13 protein-coding genes and 2 pseudogenes are annotated in these 14,545 nt (G+C 51.4%); 7 read left to right on the top strand and 8 right to left on the bottom strand.

Translation table 11 applies throughout. The features are described 5' to 3' along the window. Positions 1 to 8 precede the first annotated feature (8 nt). Both ACLJRU_RS09260 and ACLJRU_RS09255 read right to left on the bottom strand, forming a co-directional pair. Positions 9 to 1,025: a zinc-binding alcohol dehydrogenase family protein gene (locus ACLJRU_RS09260; RefSeq protein ID WP_000853910.1), complete on the bottom strand. Its 1,017-nt coding sequence runs from the start codon at positions 1,023 to 1,025 to the stop codon at positions 9 to 11. A gap of 2 nt (positions 1,026 to 1,027) precedes the next feature. Then, positions 1,028 to 2,500, bottom strand: a pseudogene (locus ACLJRU_RS09255) (mannitol dehydrogenase family protein). 840 nt (positions 2,501 to 3,340) lie between these two features. Between ACLJRU_RS09255 and ACLJRU_RS09250 the strand changes: the two are divergent. Then, a complete protein-coding gene (locus ACLJRU_RS09250) occupies positions 3,341 to 3,418 on the top strand; it encodes a hypothetical protein (RefSeq protein WP_023228383.1) in 78 nt (25 codons plus the stop codon). Positions 3,419 to 3,732: 314 nt separating this feature from the next. Here the strand turns inward: ACLJRU_RS09250 and ACLJRU_RS09245 are convergent, their stop codons facing one another. The 6 genes from ACLJRU_RS09245 to ACLJRU_RS09220 form a co-directional block, all read right to left on the bottom strand. Continuing rightward, a complete protein-coding gene (locus ACLJRU_RS09245) occupies positions 3,733 to 4,533 on the bottom strand; it encodes a FadR/GntR family transcriptional regulator (RefSeq protein WP_001540880.1) in 801 nt (266 codons plus the stop codon). 153 nt (positions 4,534 to 4,686) lie between these two features. Further along, entirely contained in the window at positions 4,687 to 5,418 is a 732-nt protein-coding gene (locus tag ACLJRU_RS09240; RefSeq protein ID WP_000032796.1) for a hypothetical protein, read from the bottom strand. A 144-nt stretch (positions 5,419 to 5,562) separates the two neighbouring features. Continuing rightward, complete coding sequence (gene speA, locus ACLJRU_RS09235; protein ID WP_001278580.1) at positions 5,563 to 7,539, bottom strand: biosynthetic arginine decarboxylase; 1,977 nt, start codon at positions 7,537 to 7,539, stop codon at positions 5,563 to 5,565. 8 nt (positions 7,540 to 7,547) lie between these two features. After that, the gene (gene yqgB / locus ACLJRU_RS09230) at positions 7,548 to 7,679 is read right to left on the bottom strand and encodes an acid stress response protein YqgB (protein WP_000729109.1); all 132 of its coding nucleotides are present in this window, start codon (positions 7,677 to 7,679) and stop codon (positions 7,548 to 7,550) included. 85 nt (positions 7,680 to 7,764) lie between these two features. Continuing rightward, the gene (locus tag ACLJRU_RS09225; protein ID WP_001751809.1) at positions 7,765 to 7,914 is read right to left on the bottom strand and encodes a hypothetical protein; all 150 of its coding nucleotides are present in this window, start codon (positions 7,912 to 7,914) and stop codon (positions 7,765 to 7,767) included. Positions 7,915 to 7,973: 59 nt separating this feature from the next. Continuing rightward, complete coding sequence (locus ACLJRU_RS09220) at positions 7,974 to 8,273, bottom strand: hypothetical protein (protein ID WP_187790640.1); 300 nt, start codon at positions 8,271 to 8,273, stop codon at positions 7,974 to 7,976. Positions 8,274 to 8,328: 55 nt separating this feature from the next. Here ACLJRU_RS09220 and metK point away from each other — a divergent pair, with 55 nt between their 5' ends. The 6 genes and pseudogenes from metK to gshB all read left to right on the top strand — a co-directional run bounded on the left by metK (position 8,329) and on the right by gshB (position 14,524). After that, positions 8,329 to 9,483 carry a methionine adenosyltransferase gene (metK, locus tag ACLJRU_RS09215; protein ID WP_001062140.1) on the top strand — a complete coding sequence of 385 codons (1,155 nt, stop codon included), beginning with the start codon at positions 8,329 to 8,331 and terminating at the stop codon, positions 9,481 to 9,483. 492 nt (positions 9,484 to 9,975) lie between these two features. Next, a complete protein-coding gene (galP, locus tag ACLJRU_RS09210) occupies positions 9,976 to 11,370 on the top strand; it encodes a galactose/proton symporter (protein WP_187790639.1) in 1,395 nt (464 codons plus the stop codon). Positions 11,371 to 11,448: 78 nt separating this feature from the next. Continuing rightward, a complete protein-coding gene (locus ACLJRU_RS09205) occupies positions 11,449 to 11,946 on the top strand; it encodes a SprT family zinc-dependent metalloprotease (protein ID WP_001540885.1) in 498 nt (165 codons plus the stop codon). Between the two features lie 95 nt (positions 11,947 to 12,041). Continuing rightward, positions 12,042 to 12,749, top strand: coding sequence for a deoxyribonuclease I (gene endA, locus ACLJRU_RS09200; protein WP_000286133.1), 708 nt, complete (start codon positions 12,042 to 12,044; stop codon positions 12,747 to 12,749). A gap of 76 nt (positions 12,750 to 12,825) precedes the next feature. Further along, positions 12,826 to 13,554 (top strand): annotated as a pseudogene (rsmE, locus tag ACLJRU_RS09195) (16S rRNA (uracil(1498)-N(3))-methyltransferase); the annotation flags it as partial. 22 nt (positions 13,555 to 13,576) lie between these two features. Then, positions 13,577 to 14,524: a glutathione synthase gene (gene gshB, locus ACLJRU_RS09190; protein WP_000593243.1), complete on the top strand. Its 948-nt coding sequence runs from the start codon at positions 13,577 to 13,579 to the stop codon at positions 14,522 to 14,524. Positions 14,525 to 14,545 lie beyond the last annotated feature (21 nt).

Here is a 14,545-nt window from a genome sequence, read left to right as displayed (position 1 = left end):
TCCCGCTATTAAAATTTGATAACGCCTTTAACCAATTTTTTGTTTTCTACCACGTTCTTCTGGTACTGGTTGCCGAACGTATAGAAATCGAATTCCTGGTTTTTCATCATTGTTTCGCTAATAGCGCCCTGAGCCATTAGCTCAATGACACATTCGAAGTCTTCCCGCGTCGCGTTACGACTGCTCAATAGCGTGCTCTCTTTTTTATGGAAGGTCGGATCGTCAATGACGAGCTCGCCGATATATAGCCCGATGAAGACGATTTTTCCGCCGTGACGAATCAGATCGACAGCGCGGCTCATGGAGGATTTATTGCCGGTGGCATCAAGCACAGTGCCGGCTAATTCACCGGAGAAACAGGCTTTCAGCGCATCAATATAGTCGTCTGACGACGGATCGAGCGTTGCAACGCCTACCTTTTCGGCTACCAGACGACGGCGTTCGGCGTCAATATCAGCTACCGCGACGCGAGCGCCTTTGGCTTTTGCTATCGCGGCGGCGGCCAGCCCAATCGGCCCGGCGCCGACCACCAAAATGTTTTGCTGCGGCTTCACGTCAGCGCGGCGTACTGCATGGGCGCTGATGGCGAAACACTCAACCAGCGCGCCCGCGCTGTCGGTGAGGTTATCCGACAGTTCAACCAGATTTTGTTCACGAACGGCCAGATATTCGCTAAAGCCGCCGTCCTGGTGAACGCCATACAGCGAGACGTTCTCACAGCAGTTGGTTTTTCCTTCCCGGCAGGCTGCGCAAGCGCCGCAAGGAATACAGGGAATAACGCTATAGCGTTGGCCGACCTTCGCCGTGCTGCACGATTTACCCAACATTTCCGCCACGCCGCAAATTTCATGACCCAGCACGCGCGGATAGGCAAAAAAGGGCTGGCGACCGGCAAACGCATGGATATCGGTGCCGCAAATACCAACCGCTTTAATTTTTAACAGTACTTCATCGTCTTTTAAATGAGGAATATCTCTTTCAATGTATTCAATATTTCCCGGATTATTACAAATAAGCGTTTTCATACTTAACCCTTTGAAGATAAACGGTGAATGGTGGCCGTGACGCCATGTAATTCAATATGGTTAAAGGCCTTCTGAATGTCGTTTAAAAAGTCTGCGTTGTCGCTGGCCAGCGTTCCAAAGATGCTATTTATCTGCAGCAAAGACAGCGCTTGTTCCCATCGCGCGTTTTTATTTTTAATAGCCGCATTGAAGGTATCATTGAGCGGGTCGGCCACACTCAGCCCCTGAGAGAGCGTATTAATGACGTAATGGAGCCAGCCCGCAATCAGCGTCGCTAACGCCCTGCCCTTAACGCCGCGCGCCTGGAGCGTCAGATAAGGATCGACGGCCCGCTAAGGCAGCTTCTGAGAACCGTCCATCGCAATCTGTCCGGTCTTATGTTTAATGTTCGGGTTGCTGAATCGCTCAATGAGCAACTGCGCATATTGATGTACATCTACCGCCAAATTCGGGCGCAGCGATTTTGCCTGCTCTTCCGTCATTAAATGATGTACGGCGGTTTTAAAAGCGTCGTCTTCCATGCACTGATAGATAAACTCATATCCGGCCAGGCTGCCGTTATAGGCGAGAAACGAATGGCTGCCATTCAGCATACGAAGTTTCATTTCTTCATAGGGAAGCACGTCCGAGACGAACATCGCCCCTGCTTTATCCCAGTCAGGACGACCGGCAACGAAATTATCTTCGATAACCCACTGACGGAAATCCTCGCATACGATGCCGCAGGGATCGGCAAAACCGATCTGGTCTTTAATCATGTCAAATTGCTCTGGCGTCATTGCCGGCACGATGCGATCGACCATGGTGCCAGGAAAGGTGACATGCTTCGCTATCCAGGCCGCCAGTTGCGGATCGAGATTATCGGCAAACGTAACGATCGCCGTTTTGGTCAAATGACCGTTTTCCGGAATGTTATCGCACGACAGTACACTAAACGGGGGAAGCCCTTGCTGGCGGCGTATCCGTAGCGCTTCGACGATCAGTCCGAGTGCTGACCGGGGATGTTCAGGATCGGCAAGATCGTGTTTGATGAGCGGATGGCTGAGATCGAGCGTTCTGGACCGCGGATCGGTGCAGTAACCTTTTTCCGTTATCGTCAACGAAACAATTTTTACCTGCGGCTCAGTCAGCTTCTCGATCGCCGCCTGAATACCTGACTTCGGCGTATGCAACGCGCCGGTGACGGTACGAACCAGGCGACTGTTGATGGCGCTGGCTGACGTTTCCACCACTGAAAACAGCCCCTCTTGCGCATTTAGCGCATCCACCAGCTCCGCATCGCCGAACAGATTTAGTTCAAAAATCCCCCAGCGGTTGCCGGTTATCTCATTCGTGAGATCGTTATAAACAGCCTGGTGACCACGGTGAAAGGCGCCAAATCCAATATGTACGATGTTGGCTTCCATTCCCTGACGTGAATAAGTTGTTTTGAATTGGTGCCTTGCGGCGTCTAACTGACGAGCTATGGTGTCCATAAATTTTTCCCACTCCTGTTTTGTTTACCAATTCTGCTTAAACACCATACCAAAATCCGTGAATATGATCACAATTACGGCACCAGATTCTTCCCACCGGTATGCTGACTAATAACTAATGAATAAAAATAATTTATTTATCAATTACTTATAAAATACACTTCTCAGGATAAATTTTACGATTCACAAAAGCGTGATTTTGATTAGAAAAATCGGCCACGAATTGGCATACCACCCATACAATCCAAAATCATTAAACACCATGAAAAACAATATTTTATTGAATAACACGCCCGCTGCGAGCGTATATGCCACGCATGATTGGTTCAATAATTATCCGAAATACAGCAAACCAAAACTGATAATTTGTCTAGTGAATTAATGAACTCAATTTATTATCAGCATCAACGTTAACCTAAGAACATCAGTTACGGTTTTGATCATCCGGGTCGCTGCTAAAGCGATGAGGAGTAAGCCGCCTTTAGACGTAATTGGCAAATTAATCCATTGATTGAACACAGGAAAAAATTGATGAAGACGCAGATTAGGTACGTTGAAACAAAGCTTTCAAAGCCCCTCTGGCCGAGGTCTTAGTTGACGCGAAACATGGCATAATAGCCATTTCGAACTGGTAACCACGACGATTACGCTGGAAGACGGTTCAACTGGCACCGGATATTCCTATACCGGCGGAAAGGGTGGGTATGCAATTAAAGCGATGATCGACCACGATCTTGCCCCGGAACTGTCAGGGAAAGAGGCGCTGCGATTGACGATATCTATGACTTTATGGAATAGCATATTCACTATGTGGGTCGCGGAGGCATCGCATCGTTTGCGATGTCTGCGGTGGATATCGCCCTTTGGGATTTGAAAGGCAAACGTGAAAAACTGCCGCTGTGGAAAATGGCTGGTTGAAGGCGGCGCGTCTGTCGACGAATGGCGGTCGTTTGGTATGCTCGCTCGGTATGCAGGAATTACACGTCAGACTGGTTTCCGCATTCGAGACTGGCTGACTGGAGGTTCACAGTTTCCCGATCGATCAATATACCAAACATCCGCTGGTGGTCGACAATTATCGCGCCGTGGCACCGGACACCTACGGCATTGGCGTAGAGTTTGACTGGGATAAGCTGAGCGTTTACGAAGCCTGATTCCCTCTCTCCGGGTTTGTTTTTGGCGGCAGGCCCGGTTAATCGCTGACAAAAATGTCATCCGCCTGAAAATAGCCGTCAGGTGGCGAAGAAAAAATCATCAAAATCTTCCAGCGAATCATCCTGTTGGAAGATTTTTACCAGCTCATTTTTACTGTTTTCAAGATGGGTCCACGAAGCCTGTCTGGCCTGCTCAGCATCGCGTTTTTGCAATGCAAGGAAGATACTACGGTGATCTTCCACCCATTTCATTCTTAACTCTTTCTTATGTAAATACTTATAGTTTAACTGCTTCCAGCGCGGATTTTCGGTCCTGACAGCCCGCCACAGCTCGGCAGATTGTTTCATTAATACACGATTTTGCGTGGATTCCGCGATGATATTGTGGAACTGGCGATCCAGTTCTTCAAATTTGTCGCTGTCGCCGCCAATCTGCTTTTCCTGCTGCTCAATAATACGTTTAAGCTGCTTAAGCTCATTAAATCTGATTTGCGTAGCGGCAAAACCGGTGATGTTACTTTCGATAACCTGCCGGGCCTGTAGCAATTCAAAGGGGCCAATGTCTGAGTAAGGCAAGAGCGCTTTTTGATTGATTTTTTCCAGACTATCAATAAAGTAAGTGCCTGCGCCTTGCTTAACCTCTACCATCCCCTTCAGCTCAAGCATAATAATCGCCTCACGAATCGTCGTGCGGCTGGTTTGAAAACGCTCGCTGAGTTCTCTCTCCGCCGGAAGTCGCTCGCCAGCTTTAAATACCCCTGAATAGAGTAGTTCTTCTATTCGCAGCCCTATATCAAAATAGCGCCGCTTGGTTAAAATTTGTTCCATGCACATACCTATGTAGACAGCAATTGCTCCACTTGAGGGTAGTGTAAACAAATCCTAATGTTTATGGTAAACAATTTCCCTGCCAGAGAGTGGTCGTTTCTTTCCCGCAACCTACGGCTATGCGCGTCACACAGTCCTTCCCCACCAGACTCGGCAGGAAAGGCGCTGATTCCCGTAACGCATATTTGACGTTTGATGGCGGGTTTATTTGCGGCAGGGCGGCGGCGCATACCCGTTATTGTCCGCCGGGAAAGCCTGTGAGGAACAAGGTGGTAGCGTATTTGTTGCTTTACCCTGCAATGCAAAAGCGGCAAAGCCGATGACGCCGATGTTGCGTACATCGCCCTGCGCGGAGTGGGCCGCATAAGCGTCAGCTACGTCGGCGAACTGGAATGCCGCCTCAGTGTGTTTATCTTTGCGAAACCCTTTAATCGCCAGTGAATCGCCGGCGTTAACAATATAGCCATGATGATTCAGCGAGCCTGCTTTTCCGTTCAACACGTCCAGGCCATCAACCGTTGCGACGATTTCGTAATTGGTATCATGACTGTAATTACGAATATATAACTGATAGTTCATCCCTGATCTTGCAGGAATACTATATTGCCATTGTCCCATTGATGCGTTGTAGCGACGAGTAATTGGAATTGAATTAAAATTAGCGTCGCGCACAGCATATTCAAGATCGCTGATACGTATACTATAAACTTTATCGTAACCTGACGGATATTGAGTGGAGTAATTTATTACCACCATTTCGGCAGGTTCTCGATCGGCACGTTCTACCGAAACGCTTTGTACCGATGAATGCACGTCGCCGCCCCAGGCGGTGCCGACGTCGGATGAAGAGCCATTATTAGATTGCATTCCGCTGGAACAACCGCCTAACAGCAAAAACAAGCCAACAATGACGGCATTAAATTTAAATTTGCTCATACTTAACCCCCTTTTTAATTATTAGGGGGATTGTAGGCCCATAAAATTACATAGAGAAGCGGCACCGCTGATAATTAAGAATTTATAAAATATAAAAGGGTCGATTTAAATAATTAAATCGACCCACAAGCGGAATACTCTTAATTACTCATCTTCAAGATAAGTATAACCGTACAGTCCCGCTTCAAATTCCTCAAGGAACTGCTGCTGCAACGCATCGTCCAGATCCGTCTGTTTTACCTGGTCGCGGAAATGCGTTAACAGCGTTTTCGGGTCCAGTTGTACATATTGCAGCATATCCGCAACAGTGTCGCCTTCGTCCGACAGCTCAACCTCGACGCTACCATCCGGGAAGACAAACACGTCAACCGCTTCAGTATCGCCAAACAGGTTGTGCATGTTACCGAGGATCTCCTGATAGGCGCCGACCATAAAGAAGCCGAGCATCGGCGGATTCTCTGGATCATATTCCGGCATCGGCATCGTCGTGGCGATACCGTCGCCATCGATATAGTGGTCGATAGCTCCATCGGAATCACAGGTTATATCCAATAGCACGGCACGACGCTCCGGCACCTGATCTAACCCTTCCAGCGGCAGTACCGGGAAGAGCTGATCGATTCCCCACGCGTCCGGCATTGACTGGAACAGCGAGAAGTTGACGTACATTTTGTCCGCCATTCGCTCTTGCAGTTCGTCGATAATCGGACGATGCGCACGGTTTTGCGGGTCCAGTTGCTTCTGCACTTCATGGCACATGCTGAGATAAAGTTGCTCCGCCCAGGCGCGCTCCTGCAAACTAAACGCGCCGGAAGAGTAGCCGATATGAATATCGTGCAGATCCATTTGGCTATCATGCAGCCATTCACGCAGCGAGCGGCGAGTGCCAGGCTTATGCATCTCCTGCCAGGTTTCCCACAGATTTTGCAGCGCGCGCGGCGCATCTTCAGCAGGGGCAGTCGGATCCGTGTATTCGTTACGCTCCACGCCGATAATGTTAGAGACCAGTACCGTATGGTGCGCAGTGACGGCGCGGCCAGACTCGGTAATCACCGTCGGATGCGGTAAACCATGCTCTTCGCAGGCATCGCCAATCGCCCAGATGATGTTATTGGCATATTCGTTCAGGCCATAGTTCACCGAACAGTCTGACTGCGAACGGGTACCTTCATAATCCACGCCCAGACCGCCGCCCACGTCGAAGCACTGGATATTCACGCCCAGCTTATGCAGCTCAACATAGAAACGCGCGGACTCGCGCACGCCGGTCGCGATATCGCGAATGTTCGCCATCTGCGATCCCAGGTGGAAGTGCAACAGTTGCAGACTGTCCAGACGCCCGGCGTCACGCAGGGTCTCCACCAGTTGCAGCACCTGGGTCGCCGCCAGGCCGAATTTTGATTTTTCGCCGCCGGAGGATTGCCACTTACCGGACCCCTGAGAGGCCAGACGCGCACGCACGCCCAGGCGAGGAACCACATTCAGGCGCTCAGCTTCTTCCAGCACAATCGCGATTTCAGACATCTTTTCGATGACCAGATAAACCTTATGGCCCATCTTCTCGCCAATCAGCGCCAGCCGAATGTATTCACGGTCTTTATAACCATTACAGACGATCACGCTACGGGTCATGCCGGCATGCGCCAGCACCGCCATCAATTCCGCTTTTGACCCCGCTTCCAGCCCCAACGGTTCACCGGAATGGATAAGGGACTCGATCACGCGGCGATGCTGATTGACCTTAATCGGATAAACGAGGAAGTAGTCGCCGTTATAACCGTAAGATTCACGCGCACGCTTAAACGCCGCGTTAATTGAACGCAAACGGTGTTGCAGGATCTGCGGGAAGCAGAACAGCGCCGGCAGACGCTGGCCTTGCGCTTCGCGCGCTTTCACCAGTTTGGCAAGATCGACACGCGCTTCCGGTACGTCGGGATCGGGGCATACGCTGATATGGCCCAGCTCGTTGACGTCGTAGTAGTTATTGCCCCACCAGGCAATATTGTAAGTGCGCAGCATCTTGCTGGCTTCCTGGGAGCTCATTGCAACCTCCTGCATGGAGCGTAGTACACCCTGTTCGCCTGCTGACGAAGGCGAACCCATAGACATGTCGTCAGACATAGCGAACCTCAATTTTTATTAGCAAGTGTAAAACAGTTGACTACTATCGCAATCCGAAGACGCGATAACAACCCATAGACAAGCGGATTTTCCAGCAGATAGCGCTGATGCTCCGCCTGCGCGACCGGTTTCTTTTTCATATCATTGTAAACACGTAACCGAACTCACAGATAACGGTTCGGCGAAACCACGAGAAAACTCTTGCGTTAACAAGAGCGCCCTTGTTCAGTCTTCAGCGCCATTGCCGGCTCTGGAATCCTGAGAAGCGCCGAGATGGGTATAACATCGGCAGGTATGCAAAGCAGAGATGCAGATTGCGGGGGACATGCGCGCACCAGAACGATGCGACAGATTCAGCAGAATACAACGGTTCATTATCTCGTATCACCTCCACGGCCGCCTCGTAAGACGAACCCACAAGCCAAAGCAACGTTTTAACCCGGCTGGAAGTGGCGACACGAAGAAAACGTCGTGTGCTTTTGTATGAGCCGCGCGTCGCGTTTTATACCCAGAACGCAGAAAAAAAGCAAAGCATAAATGCGCATAATGTCAGCATTATCAGAAACGTTTACCGCCTGATTTTGACCGACATTGCGACGGCCTTCAAAAAAAGCTGGAAATTGGGCGAAGAAGTGACCTAAAATAGCCGTCCAGATGTTAATCCATCCATACTGATTAACACTCAGACTGCCAGTGTCAGCAACCTTCAGACTCATGGTAGAATATTCTGTCATGACTATTCCGCACAACAGTTTGAGCTAACTAAATTCTCCTTAGGTGAAATTAAATATGGCAAAACACCTTTTTACGTCTGAGTCCGTATCAGAAGGGCATCCTGACAAAATCGCAGACCAAATCTCTGATGCCGTGTTGGACGCTATCCTGCAACAGGATCCGAAAGCACGCGTCGCCTGTGAAACCTACGTTAAAACCGGCATGGTTTTAGTTGGCGGTGAGATCACCACCAGCGCCTGGGTCGATATCGAAGAGATTACCCGTAATACGGTGCGCGAAATTGGCTATGTGCATTCCGACATGGGCTTTGACGCCAACTCTTGCGCGGTACTGAGCGCAATTGGCAAACAGTCTCCGGATATCAACCAGGGCGTTGACCGCGCAGACCCGCTGGAACAAGGCGCGGGCGACCAGGGCCTGATGTTTGGCTACGCGACAAATGAAACCGACGTACTGATGCCTGCGCCAATCACCTACGCGCACCGTCTGGTACAGCGTCAGGCTGAAGTGCGTAAAAATGGCACCCTGCCATGGTTGCGTCCGGATGCAAAAAGCCAGGTCACTTTCCAGTATGACGACGGCAAAATCGTCGGTATCGACGCCGTGGTTCTCTCTACGCAGCACGCAGAAGATATCGACCAAAAATCGCTGCAAGAAGCGGTGATGGAAGAGATCATCAAACCCATTCTGCCGTCTGAATGGTTAAATACGTCCACTAAGTTTTTTATCAACCCAACCGGGCGTTTTGTTATCGGCGGCCCGATGGGCGATTGCGGTCTGACCGGTCGTAAGATCATCGTTGATACCTACGGCGGTATGGCGCGTCACGGCGGCGGCGCCTTCTCCGGTAAAGATCCGTCTAAAGTTGACCGTTCTGCAGCTTACGCTGCGCGTTATGTCGCGAAAAACATCGTGGCGGCAGGTCTGGCGGATCGCTGTGAAATCCAGGTCTCCTACGCTATCGGCGTAGCGGAGCCGACGTCCATCATGGTGGAAACGTTCGGTACTGAAAAAGTGCCTGCTGAACAGTTGATTCTGCTGGTGCGCGAATTCTTCGACCTGCGCCCGTACGGCTTGATTCAGATGCTGGATCTGCTGCACCCGATCTACAAAGAAACTGCGGCTTACGGCCACTTCGGTCGCGAAAACTTCCCATGGGAAAAAACCGACAAAGCGCAACTGCTGCGCGATGCTGCCGGTCTGAAATAATCGCCCGCGCCTGACGCTGTTTTTCAGTCAGGGAAACCATACCGTACTTATCAAGGCCAGCGCTCTGCTGGCCTTTATCATTGCTGATACACGCAACGTTATCAGATATTCCAGCGTGAATTTATACTGACCTTTTTGTGATGCGCAGCACAATCCACTCTCCCCTTTCGTTTCTTCGACTACACTTTTTATCATTCAGTTTCAGTCATCATGAAAGCGGTTACATTCATTTTCATTAAGAACTGACTACATCACTATCGGTATGCTAATTCTGCGATGAAAATATTACATAATTTTTCAACTTTGTCTGAATACCAGGCGATTGATATGGTTATAAGATTATTAAAACTATTATTTTTCAGATAATTAAATAATCACCGAGATAAATAGTAGTGTAAACGATTACACCATTGTGATTAGCCTCACATCTTTTTACGGCGTACTCACCTACTCTTAACATCGATAAAATTGCTAACCCAACCGGAGGGCATAATGCCTGACAATAAAAAACAAGGGCATTCCAACAAGGCCATGACATTTTTTGTCTGCTTTCTTGCAGCCCTGGCAGGATTACTTTTTGGCCTGGATATCGGCGTTATCGCCGGTGCTTTACCCTTCATTACCGACGAGTTTCAGATTACCGCACACACTCAGGAATGGGTGGTCAGCTCCATGATGTTTGGCGCTGCCGTCGGCGCTGTCGGCAGCGGCTGGCTCTCCTTTAAGCTGGGTCGTAAAAAAAGCCTGATGATCGGCGCTATCCTGTTCGTCGCCGGTTCGCTGTTCTCCGCTGCGGCGCCTAACGTTGAAGTCCTGATTATTTCTCGCGTGCTGCTGGGTCTGGCCGTCGGCGTCGCTTCCTACACTGCACCGTTGTACCTGTCAGAGATCGCGCCGGAAAAAATTCGCGGCAGTATGATCTCAATGTACCAGCTCATGATCACCATCGGGATTCTGGGCGCTTATCTGTCCGACACCGCGTTCAGCTACAGCGGCGCATGGCGCTGGATGCTCGGCGTGATCATCATCCCAGCCATTTTGCTGCTGATCGGCGTCTTCTTCCTGCCGGACAGCCCGCGCTGGTTTGCGGCGAAACGCCGTTTCCATGATGCTGAACGCGTCCTGTTGCGCCTGCGTGACACCAGTGCGGAAGCAAAACGTGAGCTCGATGAAATTCGCGAAAGTTTGCAGGTTAAACAGAGCGGTTGGGCGCTGTTCAAAGAGAACAGCAACTTCCGCCGCGCCGTGTTTCTTGGCATTTTGTTGCAGGTCATGCAGCAATTTACCGGGATGAACGTCATCATGTATTACGCGCCGAAAATCTTCGAACTGGCGGGGTACACGAATACCACGGAGCAGATGTGGGGCACCGTTATTGTTGGTCTGACTAACGTGCTGGCAACCTTCATCGCTATCGGCCTGGTTGACCGCTGGGGCCGCAAGCCGACCCTGACGCTGGGCTTCCTGGTCATGGCGATTGGTATGGGGATTCTGGGTACGATGATGCACATAGGCATCCATTCGCCGTCTGCGCAATACTTCGCTATCGCTATGCTGCTGATGTTCATCATTGGATTTGCGATGAGCGCTGGTCCGCTGATTTGGGTACTGTGCTCCGAAATCCAGCCGCTGAAAGGCCGCGATTTCGGCATCACCTGCTCCACCGCGACCAACTGGATCGCCAATATGATCGTCGGCGCAACGTTCCTGACCATGCTGAACAATCTGGGTAACGCCAACACCTTCTGGGTCTACGCTGGCCTGAACGTGCTGTTTATCCTGCTGACCCTGTGGCTGGTGCCGGAAACCAAACACGTTTCGCTGGAACACATTGAACGTAACCTGATGAAAGGTCGTAAACTGCGCGAAATCGGCGCCCACGACTAATCCCTCCACGCTTCCTCCTGCCACAGGAGGAAGCGTTTTTCTTGCAGTCCCTCTTCCGTCGCACTATTCTCTGCCGCTATGAAAACCCCTCGTCTCCCTATCGCTATCCAGCAGGCCGTGATGCGCCGTCTGCGGGAAAATCTCGCCCAGGCGAACCTCAAGCTCGATAGACATTATCCGGAGCCGAAACTGGTGTATACGCAACGCGGCACCTCGGCGGGCACCGCCTGGCTGGAGAGCTACGAAATCCGCCTCAACCCGGTGTTACTGCTGGAAAACATCGACACCTTTATAGCAGAGGTCGTGCCGCATGAACTGGCGCATCTGTTGGTGTGGAAGCACTTCGGACGCAAGGCTCCGCATGGCAAGGAATGGAAGTGGATGATGGAAAGCGTGCTGGGCGTTCCGGCCAGACGTACTCATCAATTTGCGCTGCAATCCGTACGGCGCAATACCTTTCCCTACCATTGCCAATGCCAGCAACATCAACTCACCGTCCGCCGTCATAACCGCGTAGTACGCGGCGAAGCGGTTTATCGTTGCGTTCGCTGCGGCAAACCACTGGTCGCCGGGTAGTTTCCCGAAACGTCCGGGAACTTTCCTGAGCGGACTGATTGCATACAGACACAACTTTCGTTACGTTGCGGGCTCGTTTTGCTATGGAGTGTGCAATGTACCGTAATTTCTCTTTTGCCGCTGTGTTGCTGGCCGCAGCGTTTTCAGGCCAGGCCCTGGCCGATGGCATTAACAATTTTTCTCAGGCCAAAGCGGCGAGCGTCAAAGTCAATGCCGACGCGCCCGGCAGCTTTTACTGCGGGTGCCAAATCCGCTGGCAGGGTAAAAAAGGCGTCGTAGACCTGGAGTCCTGCGGCTATAAGGTGCGTAAAAACGAGAATCGCGCCAGACGCATTGAGTGGGAGCACGTTGTCCCCGCCTGGCAATTCGGTCATCAGCGCCAGTGCTGGCAGGACGGCGGGCGAAAAAACTGCGCTAAAGACCCGGTCTACCGCAAAATGGAAAGCGATATGCATAACCTACAACCCGCGATTGGCGAAGTGAATGGCGATCGCGGCAACTTTATGTATAGCCAGTGGAACGGCGGCGAAGGTCAGTACGGGCAGTGCGCCATGAAAGTGGATTTCAAAGCGAAGCTCGCCGAGCCGCCCGCCCGCGCCCGTGGCGCAATCGCCCGCACTTATTTTTATATGCGCGACCAATACCAACTGAAACTTTCCCGCCAACAAACGCAGCTTTTTAACGTCTGGGATAAGCAGTACCCCGTTACCGCCTGGGAGTGCGAGCGCGATGCGCGTATCGCGAAGGTCCAGGGTAATCATAATCCCTATGTGCAACGCGCTTGCCAGGCGCGAAAGAGCTAACCTACACTAGCGGGATTCTTGTTAACCCATGCCCTGGATAGCCAAACGCCGGGGCCATGACGCGGATTTTTTTATTATGCGTATTCCCCGCATTTATCACCCTGAATTGTTGACGTCCGGTACGCAGATTTCGTTATGCGAAGATGCGGCCAACCATATTGGTCGTGTACTGCGCATGGGACCGGGACAAGCGTTACAGCTGTTTGACGGCAGCAATCAGGTATTCGATGCTGAAATCATTAGCGCCAGTAAGAAAAGCGTTGAAGTGCAAGTGATGAAAGGCGAAATCGACGATCGTGAATCGCCGCTACATATCCATCTGGGCCAGGTGATGTCGCGCGGTGAAAAAATGGAATTTACTATCCAGAAATCGATCGAACTAGGTGTAAGCCTCATTACGCCACTGTTCTCTGAGCGCTGTGGCGTTAAACTGGATAATGAACGTCTGAACAAAAAGCGCCAGCAGTGGCAAAAGATCGCCATCGCCGCCTGCGAACAATGCGGGCGTAACCGGGTGCCGGAAATTCGCCCGCCGATGGCGCTGGAAGCCTGGTGCGCCGAGCAAGATTCCGGGCTGAAGCTCAATTTTCATCCGCGCGCCCATGCCAGCATCAACACTCTGCCGCTGCCGGTTGAACGCGTCCGACTGCTGATCGGCCCGGAAGGCGGGCTGTCGGCGGACGAAATCGCGATGACCGCGCGCTATCAGTTTACTGATATTCTGTTAGGACCTCGCGTTCTGCGTACTGAGACAACCGCGCTCACCGCCATTACCGCGCTACAGGTGCGTTTTGGCGACTTAGGATGGAGCGTTAACGGAGAAAATAATGATCAAGCTCGGCATCGTGATGGACCCCATCGCACACATCAACATCAAGAAAGACACCAGTTTCGCCATGCTGCTGGAAGCCCAACGTCGTGGTTATGAACTTCATTATATGGAGATGGCCGACCTTTATCTGATTAACGGCGAAGCCCGCGCCCGCACGCGAACGTTGAACGTGGAGCAAAATTACGATAAATGGTACGAGTTCGGCAGCGAGCAGGAGATTAAACTTGCCGACCTCGACGTTATCCTGATGCGTAAAGATCCGCCGTTTGATACCGAGTTTATTTATGCGACCTATATTCTGGAACGCGCTGAAGAAGAAGGGACGCTTATCGTCAACAAACCGCAAAGCCTGCGCGACTGTAATGAAAAACTGTATACCGCCTGGTTTGCCGATCTGACGCCGGAAACGCTGGTAACGCGCAATAAAGCGCAGCTCAAAGCGTTTTGGGAAAAGCACGGCGATATCATTATGAAACCGCTGGACGGTATGGGCGGTGCGTCCATTTTCCGCGTTAAGGAAGGCGATCCTAACATAGGCGTTATTGCCGAAACGCTGACCGAGCTGGGCAACCGCTACTGCATGGCACAGAACTATTTGCCCGCGATCAAAGATGGCGATAAGCGCGTCCTGGTCGTCGACGGCGAGCCGGTGCCTTACTGCCTGGCGCGTATTCCGCAGGGCGGCGAAACCCGCGGCAACCTGGCGGCTGGTGGTCGCGGCGAACCCCGTCCGTTGAGCGAAAGCGACTGGGAAATCGCCCGCCGCGTTGGGCCAACGCTTAAAGCCAAAGGGCTTATTTTCGTCGGTCTGGATATTATCGGCGACCGCTTAACGGAAATTAACGTGACCAGCCCAACCTGCGTGCGTGAAATTGAAGCGGAATACCCGATCTCTATCACCGGGATGTTGATGGACGCCATCGAAGCGCGTCTGGCGAAGTAAAGGTTTATTGCCCGGTGGCGT

This window comes from Salmonella sp. SAL00653 (assembly GCF_046552515.1).
Lineage (GTDB): Bacteria > Pseudomonadota > Gammaproteobacteria > Enterobacterales > Enterobacteriaceae > Salmonella > Salmonella enterica.
The sequence above is the reverse complement of the archived record's forward strand: the minus strand, read 5'-3'. Positions and strand labels throughout refer to the sequence as shown.

Excerpts from the sequence above, each read along its gene's own strand:
- ACLJRU_RS09240 (WP_000032796.1), bottom strand. The coding sequence starts at position 5,418 with ATGAGCAAATTTAAATTTAATGCCGTCATTGTTGGCTTGTTTTTGCTG.
- galP (WP_187790639.1), top strand. The coding sequence starts at position 9,976 with ATGCCTGACAATAAAAAACAAGGGCATTCCAACAAGGCCATGACATTT.
- ACLJRU_RS09205 (WP_001540885.1), top strand. The coding sequence starts at position 11,449 with ATGAAAACCCCTCGTCTCCCTATCGCTATCCAGCAGGCCGTGATGCGC.
- ACLJRU_RS09260 (WP_000853910.1), bottom strand. The coding sequence starts at position 1,025 with ATGAAAACGCTTATTTGTAATAATCCGGGAAATATTGAATACATTGAA.
- ACLJRU_RS09250 (WP_023228383.1), top strand. The coding sequence starts at position 3,341 with ATGTCTGCGGTGGATATCGCCCTTTGGGATTTGAAAGGCAAACGTGAA.
- ACLJRU_RS09225 (WP_001751809.1), bottom strand. The coding sequence starts at position 7,914 with ATGAACCGTTGTATTCTGCTGAATCTGTCGCATCGTTCTGGTGCGCGC.
- gshB (WP_000593243.1), top strand. The coding sequence starts at position 13,577 with ATGATCAAGCTCGGCATCGTGATGGACCCCATCGCACACATCAACATC.
- metK (WP_001062140.1), top strand. The coding sequence starts at position 8,329 with ATGGCAAAACACCTTTTTACGTCTGAGTCCGTATCAGAAGGGCATCCT.
- yqgB (WP_000729109.1), bottom strand. The coding sequence starts at position 7,679 with ATGAAAAAGAAACCGGTCGCGCAGGCGGAGCATCAGCGCTATCTGCTG.
- endA (WP_000286133.1), top strand. The coding sequence starts at position 12,042 with ATGTACCGTAATTTCTCTTTTGCCGCTGTGTTGCTGGCCGCAGCGTTT.
- speA (WP_001278580.1), bottom strand. The coding sequence starts at position 7,539 with ATGTCTGACGACATGTCTATGGGTTCGCCTTCGTCAGCAGGCGAACAG.
- ACLJRU_RS09220 (WP_187790640.1), bottom strand. The coding sequence starts at position 8,273 with ATGACAGAATATTCTACCATGAGTCTGAAGGTTGCTGACACTGGCAGT.